This is a genomic window from Stenotrophomonas genospecies 5, assembly GCF_054473825.1.
Genome location: NZ_JBTMUW010000001.1, coordinates 2,632,119 through 2,652,802 on the forward strand (window position 1 = coordinate 2,632,119; position 20,684 = coordinate 2,652,802).

A 20,684-nucleotide genomic window follows, 5' to 3' on the forward strand; every position below is an offset into this window, starting at 1 on the left:
TCGCTGTACGGTGACGGGGGATGTGGGGCTGGGAGCCTTCCATCGCAAGGGCGCACTATAGCGTGGCGCCCCGTCGCAGCATGCGACGGAGACAGGTTTCAGCATCCTACCGACGACCTCTTGACCCTCGTACACTGCAAGGCATGACCCGTCATTCGCGCCATCCGGAACGACACAGGGCCGACCGCGTCGGCTGGCTGCGCGCCGCCGTGCTCGGCGCCAACGACGGCATCGTTTCAGTGGCAGGGCTGGTGGTCGGCGTTGCCGCCAGTGGCGCATCGGCCAGCACCCTGCTGGCCACCGGCCTGGCGGGCACGGTCGCAGGGGCGATGTCGATGGCCGCCGGCGAGTACGTCTCGGTGCAGACCCAGGCCGACACCGAAGGCGCCGACCTGGCGATGGAGAAGCGCGAACTGCAGGATGATCCGCACAGCGAGCTGGAAGAGCTGGCCGCCATCTACCGCCATCGCGGCCTGGCCCCGGCGCTGGCGCGGCAGGTGGCCGAACAGCTCACTGCCCACGATGCCCTCGGTGCGCACGCTCGCGACGAACTGGGCATCACCGATACCCTGCGCGCCCGGCCGCTGCAGGCCGCACTGGCCTCCGCCGCAGCCTTCACCTGTGGGGCGGCCCTGCCGGTGCTGACCGCACTGCTGGCGCCGGCCGACTCCGTGGCAGGGGTGACCACCGCCAGCACCCTGCTGGGCCTGTGCGTGACCGGCGCGATGGCGGCCCGCGCCGGAGGTGCGCCTGCCCTGCGCGGCGCCCTGCGCGTCATGTTCTGGGGCGCACTGGCAATGGCTGCAGCCGCCGGCGTCGGCCGGCTGCTGGGAGCCCACGTGACATGACCACGATGCTGCCCGCCGCAACGGCGCTGCTGGCCGAGATGTCTTCGCTGGCCGGCTGTGATCGCGCCGAGGGTTATGCCTGCATCACCGCACGGCGCGAGCATGGCGCCAGCTCGGTGGAGATCCCGCAACCGCAGTTCGCGATCCTGCTGGAAGGACGCAAGCAGGTACGTACCGCACACCAGACGCTGGAGTTCGCGCCCGGCGACATACTGCTGCTGACCCAGCGTTGCCGCATCGACGTGGTCAACCGTCCAGACCCGCGCAGCGGCCGTTACCTCAGCGCCATCGTGCCGCTGTGTGCGGAAGTGCTGGCCGCGGCGCGGACACTGTGGAACGAGGAACTGCCCAGCGCCGGTCCGTCGATGGCGCGGTTGTCGCTAGCCGAACATGGCGCCGTGCTGCGCCGCTGGCGGCAATCGCTGCAGGATGGCCATTACAGCGACGCCCGGCTGGCCCTGGCCTCGATGGTGCTGACCCTGTGCCGGCAGGGCCACGGCAACCTGCTGCTGCCCACGGCACCGACGCTGGGTGAGCAGATACGGGATCGCGTCGCCGCTGAACCTGCGCGCGACTGGCAATCGCGTGATCTGGAGGAGCAGTTCGCCCTGAGCGGCGCCACCCTGCGTCGTCGGCTGGCGGCCGAGCGTACCAGCCTGCGCCAGCTGCTGACCGAGGCACGACTGGCCCACGCCATGCAGTTGCTGTACACCACCGACCTGCCGCTGAAGACCGTGGCCGCACGCGCCGGCTACCGTTCCGCGGCCAGTTTCAGCAAGCGCTTCGCCGAGCAGTACGGACTGGCTCCTACAGACATCTGAGGGGGTCAGGCAGGGCTGCGCCCTGCACCCACAGTGCGCCGCCTTCGACAGATTCCGGCGGCTGTTGGTAGGTGTCGACCTTGGTCGACACCTCTGTCAGATATCGAATGAAATTCCGGGGTCAGATCCGACAGATCGTGCAAAACTGTCGAAGGCGGGGTGGGTCCGGTTGCGGGGGCGTGAGCGCCATGGATGGCGCGACCGAGCCTACAGGGACGTATTTACGGCGTCCCCCGCAGCCGGACCCACCCCGCCATCCCACGGACAGCCCGCTGTTGCCGTTGCTTCGGCTGTTGCTTCGGCCGTTGCCTCTGCGGGTGCGGGGCGCAGCCCTGCCAGCACACTCCCTTCCCTGAGCATTCCGCGCAGCGGTTTGAGCGCCGCGCGCACGCCGGCCACGGCACGCTAGCCGCAACGGAACCGCCCTTCCTCCATCGAGAACCCTCATGACCCTGCATCACCTGCCGCTGCGCGGCGCCCTGCTGCTGGCCCTGGCTGCGCTGCCGCTGACCGCACTCGCCGAAGCCACCTCACCCGCACCCACCCGGCAGATGCCCGGCGTCTATCACCACCGCATCGGCACCCTGCAGGTCACCGCCCTGTTCGATGGCGTGGTCGCACTCGGCCGGCAGGAAGTGGTCGACGTGCCGCCGACGCTGGTCACCCGCCTGCTGGAAGGCCGCTATGTCCCCGAAGACAGCAAGGGCCTCCAGACCGCAGTCAATGCTTACCTGATCCGCCAGGGCAATCACCTCACCCTGGTCGACACGGGCACCGCACAGTGCTTCGGTCCCGGCCTGGGCCAGGTACTGGGCAACCTGCGTGCCGCAGGCGTGGATCCCGCCGAGGTGGACGACATCCTGCTGACCCACGCCCACCCCGACCATCTGTGCGGCGTGCTCGACGCGCAGGGCAGGCCGGCCTATCCGAACGCGACGGTGTGGCTGTCCAGGGCCGACGCGGACTACTGGCTCAACCCGGCCAGCGAAACCACCGCACCGGAGGGCGTGCGCTTTGCCTTCCCGCTCGCCCGAACCGCCGTGGCGCCTTATCAGGCCAGCGGCCACCTGCGTACCTTCCAGCCAGGCGATGCCCTCCCCGGCGGTGCCCTGGCGATGGATACCCATGGCCACACCCCCGGCCACGTCTCTTACCGGTTCGACAGCCAGGGCCAGTCACTGCTGGTGTGGGGCGACGTGCTGCACTTCCACGCGGTGCAGTTCGCCCACCCGGAAGCCGCGTTCGAGGCCGATTCGGACCGCAAGGCGGCCACGGCCAGCCGCCGCAGTCTGTTGCAGCAGGCCACCGCCGGGGCGTGGTGGGTGGCGGGTGCGCATCTGCCTTTCCCGGGCCTGGGCCACGTGCGCAGGGACGGCCAGGCCTATGCCTGGGTGCCGGCGGAGTATTCGCCATTGTGAGGGTGTGCCGACCAAGGTCGGCCCCCACCGATCCGGTAGCGCCGGGCCATGCCCGGCGGGCGAGAGGTTATTCCAGGCCCAGCCAGCCACCGATCACGGCACGGGCTTCGTCCACGCCGGTGCGGTCCTCACCGGAAAACACCTGCACGCTGACGCTGTCGCCGTAGGCCGACTGCAGTTCCTTGCGCACCTTCTGCAGCGTCTGCATCTGCTGGCCGCGGCCCAGCTTGTCGGCCTTGGTCAGCAGCGCATGCGCCGGCAGGCCGCGCTGTACGGCGTAAGACAGCATCTGGCGGTCGTAGTCCTTCAGCGGGTGGCGGATGTCCATCACCACCACCAGCCCCTTCAGTGCCTCCCGGGTACGGAAGTACCGGTCGATGAAGGCCTGCCAGTGCGCCTGCAGCTCCAGCGGCACCTTGGCGTAGCCGTAGCCGGGAAGGTCGACCAGGCTTGCTTCCGGGGTGATCTGGAAGAACACCAGCTGCTGCGTGCGGCCGGGGGTCTTGGAGACGCGGGCCAGGGCATTCTGCCGGGTCAACGCATTGAGGGCGCTGGACTTGCCGGCGTTGGAGCGGCCGGCGAAGGCCACTTCGGCCCCTTCGTCGGGCGGCAGCTGCCGCGCGTTGTGGGCCGAGAGGTGGTAACGGGCGCGTTCAAGGAGCAATGACATGCGCATAGGATCGCATGTTGCGGCGCCGCGCGCCCGTGCCGATGGCCCCAGCGGGGATTTTGCTGCACTGCTTCGTTGACCGTGCGTGGAAACGCCGTTGATAATCCGGGCGATGCCGGCGGCCACCGCCCGGCCCGGTCCATACGGAGCTTTAGCATGCGCCACGCTCGCGTTCTTGCCGTATCCGCCCTTGCCACTGCTGTCGTTGTTGCCGCCGCTGCGTTCGCGCAGACCACGTTGACCCCGCTGCCCGACAACGGGCCGATCAACACCGCCTCGCTGGAGGTGGATTTCAGCAAGACGACCTGGGGCGATGCCAAGGCTGGCCAGGGCAAGGCTGCGGCCTGCGCGGCCTGCCATGGTGCCGACGGCAATTCCACGGTCGAGATGTACCCGTCCATCGCCGGCCAGAGCGAGCGCTATGTCGCCCAGCAGATGGCCCTGATCGCCAACGGCCAGCGCAGCTCCGGTGCGGCAGTGGCGATGGTGCCGTTCGTGCAGAACCTCACCCCGCAGGACATGCGCGACATCGGCGCGTTCTTCGCCACGCAGAAGGCCACCGCCGGCATCGCCGACGACACCGCGGTGACCGAAGGCCCCTACAAGGGCATGAAGTTCTACCAGATCGGCCAGCAGCTGTACCGCGGCGGCGACGCGTCGCGCGGGCTGCCGGCCTGCATGGCCTGTCACGGCCCCAGCGGCGCCGGCAACCCGGGCCCGGCCTACCCGCATATCGGTGGCCAGCACGCCAGCTATGTCGCGCGCCGCCTGCAGGAGTACCAGGCCGGGCAGACCAACGAAACCGACAAGGCACACTTCCAGATCATGGCCGCGGTGGCACAGAAGCTGACCGAACAGGAAGTGCAGGCGCTGTCCAGCTACCTGCAGGGCCTGCACAACCGGGCCGACGACGTGGCCACCGAAGCCACGCCGGCACGACCGGCCGCCGCCCCCTGACCGCCACTGGTCGGCCCGGGCCGCCACCGCGGCCCGCGCCTGCGGTATGTTTCCTTCACGCCGGCGACTGCGCCGGCGTTGCTTTTTCAACGGAGATGCGTGTCGATGAGGTTGATTCCCCGCCTGCTGTTGTCCCTGCTGGTGCTGCTGCCGATGGCCGCCAGTGCCGCCCCTGCCGCAGCCCCGCTGGTCGAAGGTCGCGACTACGAGCGCATCGCCCAGGCCGGTCCGTTCCAGCCGCTCGCCGGCAAGATCGAAGTGGTCGAGGTGTTCGGCTACACCTGCCCGCACTGCGCGCGTTTCGAACCGCAGCTGGAAGCCTGGGCGGCCAAGCTGCCGGCGGATGTTCGCTTCACTCCGGTGCCTGCGGCGTTCGGGGGCGCCTGGGATGCCTGGGCGCTGGCCTATTACGCCGCCGAAGAAGTCGGCGTCGCCAAGCGCAGCCATGCGGCCGTGTTCAAGGCTCTGCACGAGCAGGGCACCCTGCCGATGCAGAATGTCTCGGCCGATGAGCTCGCCACCTTCTACAAGGCGTACGGCGTGGCGCCCGAGCGTTACACCCAGGCCCTGCGGGGCGACGCCGTGCAGAAGAAAGTCGACGCGGCGCGGGCATTTGCCCAGCGCACCCGCATCCCCGGCACCCCGGCGCTGATCATCAACGGCCAGTATCTGGTCCGCGGTAACAGCTTCGACGACCAGCTGCGCATTGCCTCGGCGCTGATCGCCCAGGTCCGCGCCAACCGCGGCCGCTGAACCAACGCCCACTCCCGACACGGCGCTGTCGCCTCCGCGTGTCATCATTTCCCCCTGGCCGGCGCCCGCCGCCGGCCCCACCATTCCAGATGCTGGAGACGCTTCCATGAAGATCCGCTACGCCCTCGCACTCGCAGCGCTGCTGCCGATCCTGGCGGCCTGCAAGGCCGACGACGGCACCGCCAACACCTCCGCCGCCCCGGCCGAGCCGACCACCGCCCCAGCCAGCACCGAGCCCGCTGCGGCACCGGCCGCTGACAGCGCAGGCGCGGCCCCGGCAGCCGAAGGCGAGAAGGCCGCCGAAGCCGCTCCGGCGGCCGCTCCGGCCCCGACCACCACCGCACTGACCGGTCCGGCGCCGGTGGCCGGTGAGGACTACCAGGAAATTCCGAACGGCCAGCCCTTCCAGCCGGTTGCCGGAAAGGTCGAAGTGGTCGAGATCTTCGGCTACGTCTGCCCGGCCTGCGCCGCCTTCCAGCCGCTGGTCGGCCCGTGGAAGGCCGGTCTGCCGGGCGACGTGAACTTCGTCTACGTGCCCGCCATGTTCGGCGGCACCTGGGACGACTACGCCCGTGCCTTCTATGCCGCGCAGACGCTGGGCGTGCAGGAGAAGACCCACGAGGCGCTGTACGCCGCCATCCACTCGCAGAAGACCCTGAAGGGCGAACGCGGCCGTGATTCGGTCGAGGACATCGCCAAGTTCTACGCCGGCTACGGCGTCGATCCGAAGCAGTTCGCCGCCACCATGGGCAGTTTCGCGGTGAATGCCAAGACCAACTCGGCCAAGCAGTTCGCGCAGCGCAGCCAGATCAGCGGCACCCCGTCGATCATCGTCAACGGCAAGTACCTGGTGAAGGGCAAGAGCTTCCCGGACATGCTGCGCATCGCCGACCACCTGATCGCCCGCGAGCGCGGTGCGGCCCAGGCTCACTGATCCAAGAGAAGCTGTCCCCGGCCGTGAATTCCCCCTCTACACGGACCCTGCGTCTGCTGACGGCCAACATCCAGGCCGGCTCCAGTACCCGCCGCTACAGCGACTATGTGACCCGCAGCTGGTCACATGCGCTGCCGGCGGGTCGCAAGCGCAGCAGTCTTGATGCGATTGCCACACTGGCGCGTGGGCACGACATCGTTGGCCTGCAGGAAGCCGATCCTGGCAGCCTGCGTTCGGGCTTCACCAACCAGACTCACTACCTGGCCCAGCGTGCCGGCTTCAACTACTGGAGCCACCAGCCGAACCGGCGCATGGGCGGGGTGGCATCCAGTGCCAACGGCCTGCTGAGCAAACTGGAGCCGGTGGAGGTGCAGGACCACGCCCTGCCCGGCCGCATCGGCGGGCGTGGCGTGCTGCTGGCCAGGTTCGGTGATGGCAGGGACGGCCTGGCCGTGGCCGTGGCCCACCTCTCGCTGGGTGCCGGCTCGCGAATGGCACAGCTCGGTTTCATCGCCGAGCTGCTGTCCGACCACCCCAATGCCGTGCTGATGGGTGACTTCAACTGCCTGGCCGAACGGCCGGAAATGCAGGTGCTGTACCAGAAGACCCGGCTGCAGCCTCCAGGCTGCATCGTGCCGACGTTCCCCAGCTGGCGCCCGGACCGCGCCATCGACCACATCCTGGTCAGCAGCAGCCTGCAGACCCGCGCGGTCGAAGCCGTACCGGCGGCCTTCTCGGACCATCTGGCGCTGGCCATGGCCATCGACGTACCGGCCAGCGCCCTGCGCTGATCGGTAGCGCCGGGCCATGCCCGGCGAACGGAACCCCATCCGCCGGGCATGGCCCGGCGCTACCCCGCCTGCATCGCCGGCGCCTTCGACCGCCGCGCCGTCATCGTGCTCCCCACCGAAGCCACCACGGTGCAGCCGATCGCCAGCCACTGCAGTCCATGCAGGTGTTCGTGCAGCAACAGCATCGCCCACAGCGCGGCCACCGCCGGCTCCATGCTGATCAGGATGCCGAAGGTTTCCTTCGGCAGGCGCTTGAGCGCCACCATCTCCAGCGACATCGGAATCGCACTGGACACCAGTGCCACCAGCAGGCCCGCCAGCAGGATCTTCGGATCGAGCAGGGCCGCGCCGGCATGGATCACCCCGACCGGCACCACCACCAGCGACGCCGCCAGCAGGCCCAGCGACACCGAATGGCCTGCATGCAGGTGGCCGGCGCGCTTGCCGAACACGATGTACAGGCCCCAGCACGCCGCCGCACCCAGTGCATACAGCACGCCCACCGGGTCCAGTGCCGCCGCACCGCCCAGCGGCAACAGCAGGAGCAGGCCGACCACTGCGCATCCCACCCACAGGAAATCGATCGGGCGCCGTGACGACAGCATCGCCACGGTCAACGGCCCGGTGAACTCGATGGCCACCGCGATGCCGAACGGGATCGTGCGGATGGCCATGTAGAACAGCAGGTTCATCAGGCCCAGCGTGAGCCCGTAGCGCAGGATGGTGATCGCATCCGCGCGGCGGGTCTTCCAGCGCCAGGGTCGCCAGAACAGCAGCAGCAACAGTGCGGAGAAGCCCACGCGCAGCGCGCTGGTGCCCTGCGCGCCGATCAGCGGGAACAGGTGCTTTGCATAGGACGTGCCAACGGACAGCGCCGTTACCGAGCCGAGCACCGCCAGCGCCGGCAACATCGGCGCGAATCGTGAAGTCTGCATGCGTCCAGTCTATTGCGTCGACGGCGAGCACTTGGCTCAATTACCGGCCCGTCCATGCAACTTCTGCTCACCATGGCCACTGCCCCCGTGCTGGACAGCTTCGACCGCGCCATCCTCACCCTGCTGCAGCGGGACAACACGCTGCCACAGCGGGAGATCGCCGAAGCCGTGCACCTGTCGACGCCGGCGGTGCAGCGGCGGGTCAGGCGTCTGCAGGACAGCGGTGTGATCGCGGCCAATGTGGCCGTGGTGGCGGCGGCGCGGATCGGCCGACCGCTGACCCTCATCGTCGAGGTGCGCATGGTCAGCGAGCAGCGTGATCGCGTGGCGCCGTTCAAGCAGCGCGTGCAGGACGACCCGGCGGTGCAGCAGTGCTATGCCATCACCGGTGACGGCGATTTCCTGCTGGTGCTTTCGGCCACCTCGATGGAGGAATACGACGCCATCAGCGAGCGGCTGTTCGGTGGCGACGACAACATCGAACGATTCCGCACCGCGGTGGCACTGTCCACGCTGAAGCGCAGTTTCGAAGTCCCCCTGGAATGAACCGGCCTCGACACCCACCGCGCCATACTGGCGCGGCATGAATCCTTCGCCCCGCACACCCTCCACGTCTTCCGCCCGCCTGCTGCGCCGTTGGCTGCTGCGTGCGTTCCTGCTGGTCGTCACCGTCGTTGCCGCCCTGTCCGTCTGGAACAGCCGCTGGGCCGAAGCGCCGAAGATGCTGTGGTCATTGGCCCGGATGCCACCGGCCACCGAGCTGCCGGTACCGGTGGACGGCGTGCGGCCGGGCCAGATCGCCGATACCTTCGGCGCGCCGCGAGGGCGCGACCGCAGCCATGCCGGCATCGACATCTTCGCCGCGCGGGGTACCCCGGTCCGCAGCGCGACCCCGGGCGTGGTTGCCGAGGTGCGGGAAGGCGGCCTGGGCGGCCGTCAGGTCTGGGTGATCGGCCCCGGCCGCGAGCGCTACTACTACGCCCATCTGGAGAGCTGGGCCGCAGGCCTCACCCGCGGCCAGGTCGTAGCCGCGGGCGATCTGCTCGGCCACGTCGGCGACAGCGGCAACGCCAAGGGCACCCCGCCGCACCTGCACTGGGGCATCTACGGCGCAGACGGCGCACGGGATCCTCTGCCACTGCTGCGCCGCTAAGCCGCCGGACGGCGGTCTTCCCACAGCAGCCGGACGATCCTGCCCGCGCGCCCCTGTTCATGATTTGTAAATAGGAATAGTTCGTATTAACATTCCTTTCGATTGCAGCGTCGCCAGGAAGGCGCGCCCGCCTTTCCCCTACCCTTAGCGCCTCGCCTCCTGGATGTCGGCCGAACGCGCATGCTCGTCCAGGAATCCCATGAACCGTCCTGCATTCCGTATCCCGCAGCCTCAGCGGCTGTCCGTTGCCGTGCTCGCCGCACTCTGCGCCATCGCCCCGACCGCCTTCGCAGAAACTGCCACCGATGCGACCACCCTCGACAAGGTGGTGGTCAAGGGCGAGCGCGCGGAGGGCTACTCGGTGCGCCGCACCTCGGCCGGTACCCGCTTCGACCTGACGCCGCGCGAGATTCCGCAGTCGGTCAGCATCATCAGCCATCAGCGCATCGAAGATCAGAACCTGGACGACATCATCGACGTGCTGGCCAACACTACCGGTGTGACCAGCACGCAATCGGACAGCGAGCGCACCGAGTTCTATGCGCGCGGCTTCTACATCGACAGTTACCAGTTCGATGGCCTGCCCACGCAGATGGTGCAGAACTGGAGCTACGGCGATTCCGGCCTGGACCTCGCCCTGTATGACCGCGTGGAGGTGGTGCGCGGCGCTACCGGCCTGCTCAGTGGCGCAGGCAACCCGTCCGCCTCGGTGAACCTGATCCGCAAGCATGCCGACAGCGCCGAGCTGGCCGGCAGCGTATCGGTGAACGTCGGCAGCTGGGGCCGTACCCGTACCACCGTGGACGTGGGCAGCGCGCTGAACACCAGCGGCACCGTGCGTGGCCGGGTGATCGGCAGCTACCTCGACACCGACGCGCAGATGGACCGCTATAACCAGCACAAGACGCTGGGCTACGCGGTGATCGACGCCGACCTGACTCCGGACACGCAGTTGAGCGTGGGCTATGACTACCAGCAGAAGCGCGCCAATGGTGCGACCTGGGGCGGCTTCCCGATGCTGTTCTCCGACGGCTCGGCCACCGGCTACGACGAATCGTTCAACGCCAGTCCGAACTGGACCTACTGGGACACCACCAGCAAGCGTGCGTTCGCCACCCTGCAGCACGCCTTCAGCAATGGCTGGAAGTTCAAGGTCGGTGCGACCCACGATGAGACCAAGGCCGACGACAAGCTGTTCTACCCGGCCTACAACGACTGGACCAGTGGTGCCTCGTTCTTCGACAGGACCACCGGCACCGGCATTTCGCCGTCGGCCGGCTTCTACAACACCGAGCGCAAGGTCAACGCGGTCGATGGCTATATCGACGGCCCGTTCCGGCTGTTCGGCCGCGAGCACCAGTTCATGGCCGGCCTGAGCTACAACAAGCGCGAGTACGCCAACTACGGCGACTACCAGATTGGCGGCCCCGGCCAGAGCTGGGACCCGTTCACCAGCTACCTTGGCTGGACCGGCGACATCTCCGAGCCGAACTGGAACCCGCTGGCGCTGGCCAGCGAAGGCACCATCACCCAGAAGGCCGGTTACATGGCCACGCGCCTGTCGCTGGCCGACCCGCTGAAGCTCATCGTCGGCGCACGCTACACCGACTGGAAGAGTGAAGGCGAAGGTGCGGACCGCTCGCACAAGGTCACCACGCCCTATGCCGGCCTGGTATTGGACATCAACGATACCTTCTCCACCTACGCCGCCTATACCGAGATCTTCCAGCCGCAGACACTGAAGGACCGCAACGGCAGCTACCTCGATCCGGTCGATGGCAAGAGCTACGAAGTGGGCGTCAAGGGCGCCTGGTTCGACAACCGCCTCAATGCTTCGCTGGCAGTGTTCCGCATCGAGCAGGACAACGTCGGCCAGGCCACCGGTGAGCCGGTGCAGGGCAGCCAGAACGAATTCGCCTACCGCGCCGCGCGCGGCACGGTCAGCCGCGGCTTCGAATTCGAACTGAACGGCGAGCTGGCCCCGGGCTGGAACGCGACCTTCGGTGCCTCGCGTTACGTGGCCAAGGATGCCAACGATGCCGACATCAACACCAACCTGCCGCAGACCGCGCTGAAGCTGTTCACCAGCTACACGCCGCAGTCGCTGCAGGCACTGACGGTCGGCGGTGGGGCAAACTGGCAGAACCGCATCTACTATGCGGTGCCGGCCTACGGCCGCATCGAGCAGAACGGCTATGCCCTGGTCAGCGCCTTCGTGCGCTACCGCATCTCGCCGGAGTTCAGCGTGCAGGCCAACCTCAACAACCTGCTGGACAAGCAGTACCTCTCGCAGATCAACGGCTACGGTGCGTACGGCGATGGCCGCAACGGCTCGCTGACGTTCACCTGGTCGTTCTGATCAACTGCAGGGAATCAGCCGGGCATGGGCTCGGCGCTACACCCGCAAGGCAGCGCCGGAGTGTCCGGCGCTGCCCCTCATCACATCAGAACCGCAGGTCCGCGCGCATGTACCAGTAGCGGCCACGCGGAATGTCATAGGTCGACGCGTCATAGCCGTTCAGCGAGCACGACAGGCAGATCGGGGGATCCTTGTCGAACACGTTGTTCAGGCCAGCGGTCAGCTGCAGTCCCTTCATCCAGTCGATCCTGTAACCCACCTGCAGATCATGGAAGGTGGTCGCCGAGAGCGTGTTGGTGCCCGCCACCTGGTTGCTGCACACCGGGAACGCCACGGCGTCGCCACAGTCTTCGGTCAACTCGGAGATGTGCCGCACCGTCCAGTTCGCGCTCCAGTTGTCCAGTGTCCAGCCGATGCTGGCGTTGCTGGTCCATTCCGGAATCGAGCTGTCGGCCACTTCCACGCCCGGCTTCTGTGGCTGCCGCTGGCCGGCCGCACCGGTGGCCTCGTAACGACCGACGAAGGTGTTCTTCCAGCCCAGCTTGAACTGGCCGATCGAGGTCTGCGGCAGGGTCCAGAACAGGTCCACGTCCCAGCCATCGGTCTTGATCGAACCCAGGTTGGTCAGTCGGTTGTTGAAGCTGCTGACCGCGCCGGTGCTGGCACGGGTGATGCCATCGCAGTACACCGGATCCAGCGTATCCACACACAGGTCCAGCTGGGTCTGCGCGTTGATCGCCTGGATCGCGCCATCGATGTTGTGGCGGTAGAACGTCACTTCCACGTCGAAGCGCTCCGACCAGGAGGTGTTGTTGCCGAACCACGGGCTCCAGACGAATCCGGCACTGAAGCTGCGTGAACGCTCCGGTTCCAGCTCGCGGTTGCCGCCGGTGGTCACCGAGATCTGCGAGTTGGCCTGCTGGAAGCCGGCCGGCACGCCCAGCGCGGCACAGTTGGCGGCGCTGCCACGCGGCGGCGTGCCGCCCAGGCCGATCGAGCACGGATCGAACAGCTGCAGGTCCGCGCGCGCGGCCGAGCCGTACAGTTCGCCGATCGACGGCGCGCGGAAGCCTTCGGCATAGGTGGTGCGCAGCACGAAGTCATCGGTCACCTGCCAGCGCAGGCCGTACTTGGGCGTGAACTCACCACCGAAGGTGGAGTAATCCGAGTAGCGGCCTGCCAGACTCAGGTCGAGCTTCTTGCCCAGTGCCGAATCGGCGAAGATCGGCACGCTCAGTTCCAGGTAGGCTTCATTGACGTCGTACGAGCCGGAGGTCGGCTGCGACGGCACGCCGTTGTAGTGACCGATCACCGTCAACGGGTCGGGCTGGTACCAGCCTTCGTACTTGCGGTACTCGTAACCGGTGGCGAAGGACAGCGGGCCGGCCGGCAGGTTGAACAGATCGCTGGACAGATTGGCGGTGAACAGACTCAGCTCGTTCTGGCTGCGGTCGCGTACCACCGGCTGGATCCAGCGCAGCATGTCCGGGGTGATGGAACCGGCACCGCCGAAGATGTTCAGCGGCACGCAGCCCGGCGTCGCCGCACATGCGGCAGGATCGCCCAGCGCCAGGTTGACGTTGTAGATGTTGTAGCTGCCGTAGTTGGTCTGTTCGGCCTTGTTCTTGCTGTACATGCCGTTGACGTCCCAGAACCAGCTGCGGTCGGCCGCCTGGAAGTTGCCGACCAGGCCGGTGGCGAAGTACGTGGTGTTGACCTCCTGCTCGAACACGCGCGCGCCACCTTCCACCGGGCGGCGGCCGACCAGGCTCATGTTGCCGGACGACACCAGGTCGAAGCCGAACGGGTTGTAGGGATTGAGCGCCGAGATGGTGATGTTGTCGGCCAGCGGATTGCCGGTGGCGCCATCGGGGCCGAAGAACAGCGGCTCGGGGCCAGCCTGGCTGGTCGACTCGCGACGGTTGCCCAGTGCCTTGACGTACCACTGCACGTTGTCGGTGATGTCAAAGCGGAACTGACCGAAGAGGCCCTTCCGCTCCGACGGCGTCAGCACCATGTTGTACTCGGCGAAGTTGAAACGGTCAGCGCTGGTGAAGCAGTGGTAGTCGTCAGTGCGGTTGCAGCCGGCACTGCCGTCATAGCGTGGATTGCTCACGCCGGTGTTGGGCACGATGTTCTGCTGCGCGCCCGTGTTGGGGTCGACGAAGGCGAAGCGGCCCTGCGGAATGGCACCGCTGCCGAAGGCCAGGCCGGTACCGGGAATCGGGAAGCGCGACTGTTCACGGTCCTTCGCATACACCGGATCCTGCTTGGTCCAGCTGGCGCCGAGGAACAGACTGAAGCGATCACCGCTCTTGCCCCAGGCCAGGTCCACGCCCTTCTGCGTGCCGTCGCCCTTGCTGTATTCGCCGTAGTTCAGGGTCACCTGGCCGCCATCGAAATCACGGCGGGTGATGATGTTGACCACGCCGGCGATGGCATCGGAGCCATACAGCGACGACGCGCCGTCTTCCAGCACTTCGATGCGCTCGACGATGGCCAGCGGAATGGTATTGAGATCGGTCGCGGCGCCGACACCCGACGCCGATGACTCATTGACCCAGCGGATGCCATCGACCAGCACCAGCACGCGCTTGGCCCCCAGGTGGCGCAGATCGACCTGCGCCGAACCCGCACCGACGCCGCTGCCATCCGGGGGGAAGCCGAAGTTGCCGGACGAATTGAACTTGGCATTGAGCGCCGAACCGGAGCCGGTGAGCTGCTGCAGCACTTCGCCGATCGAACTCAGGCCGGTGCGCTCGATGTCGCCGCGCGTCAGGGTCTGGATCGGAACCTGGCCCTCCACTTCAGCGCGCTTGATGCGGGTACCGGTGACTTCGACCGCGTCCAGGTTGGTGGTGGACTGTGCGGCGGCGCCCAGCGGTGCCAGGGCAGTCACGCACAGGGCGACGGCAACCGCCAGGGGGCGGTGGTGCAGGTGATTCATTCGCTCTCTCTCCAAAGGAATGTCGGGACATTGGCTGCCGTACGCCCCTCCTGCATGGCGGCAGCGTCTCCTTTGTAAACAAGTAGTCAAAATCACGGCGTGATGACCGACACCCTTTCACGCGGGCTTGACGCGATTGACGGGCAATCGCATCAGATAGCGACAGATTGTGTGTCGTGTTCCAGCCTTGGCGCGCTGACCACGCGCCTGTTGCGACAGCAGGTGCCGGCATCCGCGGAGTGCTCCAAAGCACTCTTGGTGGAGGGGCTGTGCATCGACAGCCCCTCGTCCGCTGCTCAGCGCACGAACGCAATGCGCTCCATGCCGGTGGCCTCGGCCGCCGCCAGGATCCGTGCCATCCCTTCGTACTCGGCCGCCGGATCGGTCGCGATGCGCAGCTCCGGCAGGTTGCCGGCGTACTTACCCGCCTGCGCCTGCAGGCGCGACTGCAGATCGGCAATGGCCAGAGGCTGGCCGTTCCAGCTGAGCTGGTTGGCTGCATCCAGACGCAGTTCGATCGGCGGCGGCGGGTCCGGCCGGGCGACCACGCGATCGGTCGCCTGCGGCAACTGCACTGCGATCGGCCGGGCCACGATCGGTGCGGTCACGATGAAGATGATCAACAGCACCAGCATCACATCCACCAATGGCGTGACATTGATCTCCGCCAGCGGGCCATTCCTTCCTGCGCTACTGAACGCCATGTGCCGCTCCCTGCAGCCGGGCGGTTCGCCCGGCTCTGACGTTACGCCGGCATCCCGCCGTTGCGGCAGAGGCTGCATGCACCTGCATTCAGCCGCCGTTGCCTTTGTCTGGCGTGCACGCGATGCGAAACTGAATTCAGCCAGTGCCCGCTATGCTGGCGCCATGACCCGACGCTCTTCGACCGCCCTGTCCCTGCTCCCGCTGGCCTCCCTGCTGCTGATCGGCTGCGCCGGTGCCCAGTCCCTCGATGCCCAGAACGCGCAGCTCAAAGCCGCCATCGCAGCTGCCGAACGCGGCCAGTTCGATCCCGGCCAGGCCGCCGCGCTCAGCCGCCATCCGGCCTATGGCTGGCTGGAGTACGCCAATCTGCGGCGCAACATCGACACGGTCGACACCGCGCAGGCGCAGGCCTTCCTCAAGCGTTACGAGGGCCAGGCCGTGGCCACCACCTTCCGCAGCGTGTGGCTGCCTTCGGTGGCACGCCGGCAGGACTGGCCCACCCTGCTCGCCAACTGGGCCCCTACCGACAATCTCGGCCTGCGCTGTGCGCAGTTGACCGCGCGACAGGTGACCAGCGGCGTGGATCCGCAATGGATCAGCGACGCCCAGGAGCTGTGGCGCCGGAACGGCAAGTCGCTGCCCGACGGCTGCGATGCGGTGTTCGCCGTGCTGCAGGCCCAGGGGGGCCTGAGCGACGCACTGCGCTGGGAGCGCATCGACGCGGCCGCCGACGCGCAGCAGCCGGCGGTGATGCGCAGCGCCGCGCGCGGACTGCCGGCTGCCGACCTGGCGCTGGCCAACACCTATGCTGCGTTCGTCGACAAGCCCAATGCCAGCGCACTGAACTGGCCGCGCAACGATCGCAGCCGGCGCATCGCCACCGACGGTCTGGTCAAGCTGGCCAAGGCCGATCCGGATGCCACCGAGCAGCAGCTGCCGCAGTACGCGCAGGCCCTGGGCCTGAGTGCCGAGCAGCAGGCCCAGGTGCGCTACCAGATCGCGTTGTGGACGGTTGCCTCCTACCTGCCTGATTCCGCGCGGCGCCTCAATGCAGTCCCCGACGCCGCCTACGACGAGCGCCTGCATGAATGGCGCGTGCGCGAAGCGATGTCGCGTGGCGACTGGCCGGCGACCCTGGCAGCAATCCGCAAGATGGGGCCGAAACAGCGCAACGATCCACGCTGGCGCTATTACGAAGGACGCATGCTGGAGAAGACCGGGCAGGCACAGCAGGCACAGTCGCTGTTCCGGGAGGCCGCGCGCACGCCCACCTTCCACGGCTTCCTCGCGGCCGACAAACTGCAGCAGGGCTACACGCTGTGCCCGTGGAAACCCAACGACAGCGAACAGGCCAAGGCCGCAGTGGCTCGCGATCCTGCCATCCAGCGCGCAGTGGCGTTGTTCCAGATCGATCGCGCCGGCTGGGCGGTGGCCGAATGGAACAGCGCGCTGTCGCGCTTCGATGACACCCAGCGCCGACTGGCCGTGCGGGTGGCCCAGGACAACGGCTGGTTCGACCGCGCGGTGTTCTCCCTCGGCAAGCAGCCGCAGGAACAGCGCCTGTACGATCTGCGCTTCCCCCTGCACCATGACGCCACGATCCGCCGCGAATCGGCGCGCAATGCCATCGATCCGGCCTGGGTCGCTGCGGAAATCCGCGCCGAAAGCATCTTCACTCCGCGCGCGCGCTCGCCTGCCAATGCGATGGGCCTGATGCAGGTGCTGCCGGCCACCGGTGCCGCCGTGGCAAAGTCCATCGGCCTGACCGGCTACGGCGGTGCCGACAGCCTCTACGACCCCGACACCAACATCGCCATCGGCACCGCCTACCTGCGCCAGCTGATGAACAAGTACGACGGCCTGCCCTATGTGACCATCGCCGCCTACAACGCCGGTCCGACGCCGACGGCACGCTGGCAGAGCCAGCGCCCCGGTTTCGATCCCGACCTGTGGATCGAGACGATCAGCTACAAGGAAACGCGCGAGTACGTCGCGCGCGTGCTGGCCTTCAGCGTGATCTACGACTGGCGCCTCAACGGTGACGCCCTGCCGCTGAGCGACCGCCTGATGGGACGCCTGGTCGACAAGCGCAAGAGCTTCAGCTGTCCGGCGGACGCGGGTCAGGGCGGCGACTGATTCGGCTCTGCGCGCCGGGCATGCCATCATCCCCGCCATGAAGATCTATCTTGTCGGCGGCGCCGTGCGCGACCGCCTGCTGCAGCGTCCCGCCGGCGACCGCGACTGGGTGGTGGTCGGTGCCACGCCCGCGCAGATGGAAGCGCAGGGCTTCAGCGCCGTGGGGCGGGACTTCCCGGTGTTCCTGCATCCGCAGACCGGTGAGGAATACGCTCTGGCCCGCACCGAGCGCAAATCTGGCCGCGGTTATCGCGGTTTCGTGGTCGATGCCGATCCGGCGGTCACGCTGGAAGAGGACCTGCAGCGCCGCGACTTCACCATCAATGCCATTGCCTGCGACGAAGACAGCGGTGCTCTGGTCGATCCTTACGGCGGCGTGCGTGACATCGAGCAGCGCGTGCTGCGCCACGTCGGTCCTGCCTTCGTTGAAGATCCATTGCGCGTGCTGCGCGCGGCCCGCTTCATGGCCCGCTTTGCCCCGCTGGGGTTCACCGTTGCCCCCGAAACCATGGCGCTGATGCGCGAGGTCGCTGCCAGCGGTGAGCTCGACGCGCTGGTACCAGAGCGCGTCTGGCAGGAACTACGAAGGGCGCTGGCAAGCGAACGGCCTTCGGCGTTCCTGCGCACCCTGCACGAGGCGCACGCACTGGGCCCGGTCCTGCCCGAGCTGGAAGCGCTGTATGGCGTTCCGCAGCGTGCCGAGTTCCATCCGGAAATCGACACCGGCCTGCACCAGGAGATGGTCAGTGACATGGCAGCGGGACTGGCCCCGGGCGATGACCTGGTCGGCTTCGCCGCGCTCACCCACGATCTCGGCAAGGGCCTCACCCCGCCGGAGGAATGGCCGCGCCACATCATGCACGAGCAGCGCGGCATTACGCCGCTGAAGGCGCTGTGCGCCCGCTTGAAGGTCCCGGCCGAACACCAGCAGCTGGCGGAAGCGGTCTGCCGCGAGCACTTGAACGTGCACCGCATCGACGAGCTCCGCGATGCCACCGTGCTGGAACTGCTCGGTCGCTGCGACGCGCTGCGCCGGCCCGAACGCATCGCGCGCATCGCCCTGTGCTGCGAGGCCGACAAGCGCGGACGGCTGGGATTCGAGGACAGTGACTACCCGCAGGGCGAAACGCTCAAGCGTCTGCATCAGGCGGCGCTATCGGTACAGGCACGGGATCTGGATACGACGCACCTGAAAGGCCCGGCGATTGGTGAAGCATTGGCCAGGGCGCGGGTGAAGGCGATTGCGGCGGCACGCTGACGCTGGAGTGGGGGCTGAGGTGCCTTGAAGCTGGTCCATGCCAGGCGTTTGGCTGGAAGACCCCACGCCGAGACTCACGCACTGCAATGCCAATTCTCTGTCGATGAAAACCTCAAAGTGATCGTCGAATCACTTCTCAGCGGCAATCCCGGTCCTTATGCGACACCACATGTGAGCGCATCCGGATCTACCACCGGCATCGGTGGGTCAGTGCGCCATGCCCCGCGTGATCGCAGCAGCGCGCTGCTTCAACTGCGCCACGGCATCGGGAATCATCTCCATGCCCACGTCCAGGCCGGGGTTCAGCACCAGGCCGACACCGTCGCCGATTCCGGCCAGCAGCGCATGCACCGCGATCGGCATGGCATGCGCGAACTGCGGCAGCTGTTCGTGCCACAGGCCGGCACGCTCGGGGGCAGTGAACACCGCGAACATCGGCTCGCCACTCTCGCTGGTCAGCACCAGGGGCGAGATGCTCTCGTCCCATGCGCCGTCTTCGCCGATGGCCTTGTCCAGCAGCACGAACGCCGTCGAGGTCAGCAGCCCATCGAGGAACTGCGACGCAGTCAGCGTGCCATCCTGGGCCTGCAGCAGGCGCACCTCGAGGTCGTTGAGGGGTTCGAACGGGGTGTCGTGGTCCATGGTCGCTTCCGCTACGTGATTGCAGGAGAGACTTTAACAGGCCGGGCCCTCGAGCGATGAACCGGTGTCAGCGGCGCCTCCCACGGCTCACCTTCCTGCGTGCAGATCAACGCCCCGAGCAGGCGGGCTGGGCCAGCAGCCAGTCCTGCGCGGCCTGCAGACCGGACGCTCCGGGGGCGGTGGGCTGATCCGGCTGCAGCTGGCGACCGTCACCCTGCCCCTGGCGGTCGGTCATGATATTGACGGTCAGCAGCAGCATGCTGCCATCCACCAGGGGCACGGGTTGATTGCCGGTGGAATAGCCTGCACTGGGCTGGCCGAAACTGCGGCTGCCGGGCTGGCCGCGGAAGGCCAGCGCCACGGCCTCGCCCGAACTGGCAGTACGGGGGCCGAACACCACCGCGACCGGTGCGGGACCGCCGCGCAGCGCATAGGCCGCCTGGCGCGAGCGAAGCCGCGAATTCGCGCCATCCAGGACCTCTCCGTCGCGTTGTCGCCACGGCCGTTGCCCTTCGGCGCTGCGGAAGCCGCCGATCACGGCCCCTTCCTTATCCGGGGTGCCCTGCAACAACGGCAGCAGGCCCAGCAGCATGGGCCACATGTTGCCGCCGCCATTGCCGGACAGATCGACCACCCAGCCGCACCGCGTGCCGTCATCCAGGGCCACGATGCGGTGCTGCAGCGCCAGCGCGTAGGTTGTTCGCGCGTCATACCGTGCCTGCTCGCCCGCCTGAGGATCGTCCAGGAACGGGCTCACCTGCAGTACACCGACGCGCGCATCGGCCTGCCACGGCATTGGCGACGCCGCATCCTGGCCGGCCTTCAAGCGTTGCGCACGCCCGGAACGCTGGCGTTGCAGGCTGGGCGGAATCCAGCGGCCATGGCCGCCCGTGCTGCGGGTAGCGGCGTCATCCAGCAATTGGCGCCGGCCAGCATCATCGGTTGCGGCGGCCAGCGTCGCGCGTACACCGGCCCAATCGACACGGTCGCGATACAGCGCGCGCGCCTCCAGCAGCTGCAGCATCTGCACCTGCGCCTCCGGTGAGGGCAGTTCAACCGCGGATACCGAGGCCGTTGCGGCCATCGTCTGCGCAGCCCACAGCACGACCACCGTCGCACCCGCGCGCCGCACTCCGTTGCAGATCTGCATACGACGTTCCTTGCCGTTGAGTCAGGCGCCCAGCATAGCGGGTTGATGATCGGCACGGCCATCGCGCAGGTTGTCGCATCTGGACTGGCTGGCAGCGCAGGCATTGCGCGATGCCGACACGGCGCTCCGGTCACGCGACAGATGGGCGATACGGACACACACATTGCAACTTTGCCCATGTCATCGCGCTGTGGACCGCGCGACGGT

At 67.7% G+C, this 20,684-nt stretch carries 18 protein-coding genes; 12 read left to right on the forward strand and 6 right to left on the reverse strand.

The window, feature by feature from the left end:
• The first annotated feature begins 143 nt into the window (after positions 1 to 143).
• From ACX9OW_RS12070 to ACX9OW_RS12080, 3 genes are all read left to right on the forward strand, one after another.
• Complete coding sequence (locus ACX9OW_RS12070) at positions 144 to 848, forward strand: VIT1/CCC1 transporter family protein (RefSeq protein ID WP_065175139.1); 705 nt, start codon at positions 144 to 146, stop codon at positions 846 to 848.
• Positions 845 to 1,669, forward strand: a complete 825-nt coding sequence (locus tag ACX9OW_RS12075) for a helix-turn-helix transcriptional regulator (protein WP_065181741.1) — start codon at positions 845 to 847, stop codon at positions 1,667 to 1,669. Before ACX9OW_RS12070 ends, ACX9OW_RS12075 begins: the two co-directional genes overlap by 4 nt.
• A 446-nt stretch (positions 1,670 to 2,115) precedes the next feature.
• Positions 2,116 to 3,087, forward strand: coding sequence for an MBL fold metallo-hydrolase (locus tag ACX9OW_RS12080; RefSeq protein ID WP_459062320.1), 972 nt, complete (start codon positions 2,116 to 2,118; stop codon positions 3,085 to 3,087).
• Between the two features lie 67 nt (positions 3,088 to 3,154).
• Here ACX9OW_RS12080 and yihA read toward each other — a convergent pair whose 3' ends face one another.
• Entirely contained in the window at positions 3,155 to 3,757 is a 603-nt protein-coding gene (gene yihA, locus ACX9OW_RS12085; RefSeq protein ID WP_053519877.1) for a ribosome biogenesis GTP-binding protein YihA/YsxC, read from the reverse strand.
• 156 nt (positions 3,758 to 3,913) lie between these two features.
• On the opposite strand from yihA, the gene ACX9OW_RS12090 reads away from it, so the two are divergent.
• The 4 genes from ACX9OW_RS12090 to ACX9OW_RS12105 all read left to right on the forward strand — a co-directional run bounded on the left by ACX9OW_RS12090 (position 3,914) and on the right by ACX9OW_RS12105 (position 7,192).
• Positions 3,914 to 4,714 (forward strand): c-type cytochrome, encoded by an 801-nt coding sequence (locus ACX9OW_RS12090; protein ID WP_065175142.1) that lies wholly within the window; start codon positions 3,914 to 3,916, stop codon positions 4,712 to 4,714.
• A gap of 105 nt (positions 4,715 to 4,819) precedes the next feature.
• On the forward strand, positions 4,820 to 5,467 hold the full coding sequence (locus tag ACX9OW_RS12095) for a thiol:disulfide interchange protein DsbA/DsbL (RefSeq protein WP_053519865.1): 648 nt from the start codon (positions 4,820 to 4,822) through the stop codon (positions 5,465 to 5,467).
• 106 nt (positions 5,468 to 5,573) lie between these two features.
• Entirely contained in the window at positions 5,574 to 6,401 is an 828-nt protein-coding gene (locus ACX9OW_RS12100) for a thiol:disulfide interchange protein DsbA/DsbL (RefSeq protein ID WP_180875851.1), read from the forward strand.
• A gap of 53 nt (positions 6,402 to 6,454) precedes the next feature.
• A complete protein-coding gene (locus ACX9OW_RS12105) occupies positions 6,455 to 7,192 on the forward strand; it encodes an endonuclease/exonuclease/phosphatase family protein (RefSeq protein ID WP_180875876.1) in 738 nt (245 codons plus the stop codon).
• A gap of 59 nt (positions 7,193 to 7,251) precedes the next feature.
• Here ACX9OW_RS12105 and ACX9OW_RS12110 read toward each other — a convergent pair whose 3' ends face one another.
• Positions 7,252 to 8,127 carry an EamA family transporter gene (locus tag ACX9OW_RS12110; RefSeq protein ID WP_111186177.1) on the reverse strand — a complete coding sequence of 292 codons (876 nt, stop codon included), beginning with the start codon at positions 8,125 to 8,127 and terminating at the stop codon, positions 7,252 to 7,254.
• A gap of 72 nt (positions 8,128 to 8,199) precedes the next feature.
• Here ACX9OW_RS12110 and ACX9OW_RS12115 point away from each other — a divergent pair, with 72 nt between their 5' ends.
• The 3 genes from ACX9OW_RS12115 to fhuE all read left to right on the forward strand — a co-directional run bounded on the left by ACX9OW_RS12115 (position 8,200) and on the right by fhuE (position 11,639).
• On the forward strand, positions 8,200 to 8,673 hold the full coding sequence (locus ACX9OW_RS12115; RefSeq protein WP_180875850.1) for an Lrp/AsnC family transcriptional regulator: 474 nt from the start codon (positions 8,200 to 8,202) through the stop codon (positions 8,671 to 8,673).
• Positions 8,674 to 8,710: 37 nt separating this feature from the next.
• Positions 8,711 to 9,280: a M23 family metallopeptidase gene (locus tag ACX9OW_RS12120; protein ID WP_459062321.1), complete on the forward strand. Its 570-nt coding sequence runs from the start codon at positions 8,711 to 8,713 to the stop codon at positions 9,278 to 9,280.
• Positions 9,281 to 9,479: 199 nt separating this feature from the next.
• Positions 9,480 to 11,639, forward strand: coding sequence for a ferric-rhodotorulic acid/ferric-coprogen receptor FhuE (gene fhuE / locus ACX9OW_RS12125; RefSeq protein WP_262219064.1), 2,160 nt, complete (start codon positions 9,480 to 9,482; stop codon positions 11,637 to 11,639).
• An 85-nt stretch (positions 11,640 to 11,724) separates the two neighbouring features.
• On the opposite strand, the gene ACX9OW_RS12130 is transcribed toward fhuE, so the two are convergent.
• Positions 11,725 to 14,586 carry a TonB-dependent receptor gene (locus tag ACX9OW_RS12130; protein ID WP_459062322.1) on the reverse strand — a complete coding sequence of 954 codons (2,862 nt, stop codon included), beginning with the start codon at positions 14,584 to 14,586 and terminating at the stop codon, positions 11,725 to 11,727.
• Between the two features lie 296 nt (positions 14,587 to 14,882).
• A complete protein-coding gene (locus ACX9OW_RS12135; protein ID WP_053519873.1) occupies positions 14,883 to 15,290 on the reverse strand; it encodes an ExbD/TolR family protein in 408 nt (135 codons plus the stop codon).
• Positions 15,291 to 15,453: 163 nt separating this feature from the next.
• Between ACX9OW_RS12135 and ACX9OW_RS12140 the strand changes: the two genes are divergently transcribed.
• The gene (locus ACX9OW_RS12140) at positions 15,454 to 17,427 is read left to right on the forward strand and encodes a transglycosylase SLT domain-containing protein (RefSeq protein WP_065181802.1); all 1,974 of its coding nucleotides are present in this window, start codon (positions 15,454 to 15,456) and stop codon (positions 17,425 to 17,427) included.
• Between the two features lie 37 nt (positions 17,428 to 17,464).
• Positions 17,465 to 18,685, forward strand: coding sequence for a multifunctional CCA addition/repair protein (locus ACX9OW_RS12145; RefSeq protein WP_253120440.1), 1,221 nt, complete (start codon positions 17,465 to 17,467; stop codon positions 18,683 to 18,685).
• A 207-nt stretch (positions 18,686 to 18,892) separates the two neighbouring features.
• Here ACX9OW_RS12145 and ACX9OW_RS12150 read toward each other — a convergent pair whose 3' ends face one another.
• Positions 18,893 to 19,327 carry an SseB family protein gene (locus ACX9OW_RS12150; protein WP_005411035.1) on the reverse strand — a complete coding sequence of 145 codons (435 nt, stop codon included), beginning with the start codon at positions 19,325 to 19,327 and terminating at the stop codon, positions 18,893 to 18,895.
• A 106-nt stretch (positions 19,328 to 19,433) separates the two neighbouring features.
• Positions 19,434 to 20,477, reverse strand: a complete 1,044-nt coding sequence (locus ACX9OW_RS12155) for a S41 family peptidase (RefSeq protein ID WP_459062323.1) — start codon at positions 20,475 to 20,477, stop codon at positions 19,434 to 19,436.
• Positions 20,478 to 20,684: the final 207 nt, after the last annotated feature.

Bases quoted from the DNA above. Each gene is read 5' to 3' on its own strand.
- ACX9OW_RS12070 (WP_065175139.1), top strand. From the start codon at position 144: ATGACCCGTCATTCGCGCCATCCGGAACGACACAGGGCCGACCGCGTC.
- ACX9OW_RS12075 (WP_065181741.1), top strand. From the start codon at position 845: ATGACCACGATGCTGCCCGCCGCAACGGCGCTGCTGGCCGAGATGTCT.
- ACX9OW_RS12080 (WP_459062320.1), top strand. From the start codon at position 2,116: ATGACCCTGCATCACCTGCCGCTGCGCGGCGCCCTGCTGCTGGCCCTG.
- yihA (WP_053519877.1), bottom strand. From the start codon at position 3,757: ATGTCATTGCTCCTTGAACGCGCCCGTTACCACCTCTCGGCCCACAAC.
- ACX9OW_RS12090 (WP_065175142.1), top strand. From the start codon at position 3,914: ATGCGCCACGCTCGCGTTCTTGCCGTATCCGCCCTTGCCACTGCTGTC.
- ACX9OW_RS12095 (WP_053519865.1), top strand. From the start codon at position 4,820: ATGAGGTTGATTCCCCGCCTGCTGTTGTCCCTGCTGGTGCTGCTGCCG.
- ACX9OW_RS12100 (WP_180875851.1), top strand. From the start codon at position 5,574: ATGAAGATCCGCTACGCCCTCGCACTCGCAGCGCTGCTGCCGATCCTG.
- ACX9OW_RS12110 (WP_111186177.1), bottom strand. From the start codon at position 8,127: ATGCAGACTTCACGATTCGCGCCGATGTTGCCGGCGCTGGCGGTGCTC.
- ACX9OW_RS12115 (WP_180875850.1), top strand. From the start codon at position 8,200: ATGGCCACTGCCCCCGTGCTGGACAGCTTCGACCGCGCCATCCTCACC.
- ACX9OW_RS12120 (WP_459062321.1), top strand. From the start codon at position 8,711: ATGAATCCTTCGCCCCGCACACCCTCCACGTCTTCCGCCCGCCTGCTG.
- fhuE (WP_262219064.1), top strand. From the start codon at position 9,480: ATGAACCGTCCTGCATTCCGTATCCCGCAGCCTCAGCGGCTGTCCGTT.
- ACX9OW_RS12130 (WP_459062322.1), bottom strand. From the start codon at position 14,586: ATGAATCACCTGCACCACCGCCCCCTGGCGGTTGCCGTCGCCCTGTGC.
- ACX9OW_RS12135 (WP_053519873.1), bottom strand. From the start codon at position 15,290: ATGGCGTTCAGTAGCGCAGGAAGGAATGGCCCGCTGGCGGAGATCAAT.
- ACX9OW_RS12140 (WP_065181802.1), top strand. From the start codon at position 15,454: ATGACCCGACGCTCTTCGACCGCCCTGTCCCTGCTCCCGCTGGCCTCC.
- ACX9OW_RS12145 (WP_253120440.1), top strand. From the start codon at position 17,465: ATGAAGATCTATCTTGTCGGCGGCGCCGTGCGCGACCGCCTGCTGCAG.
- ACX9OW_RS12150 (WP_005411035.1), bottom strand. From the start codon at position 19,327: ATGGACCACGACACCCCGTTCGAACCCCTCAACGACCTCGAGGTGCGC.
- ACX9OW_RS12155 (WP_459062323.1), bottom strand. From the start codon at position 20,477: ATGCAGATCTGCAACGGAGTGCGGCGCGCGGGTGCGACGGTGGTCGTG.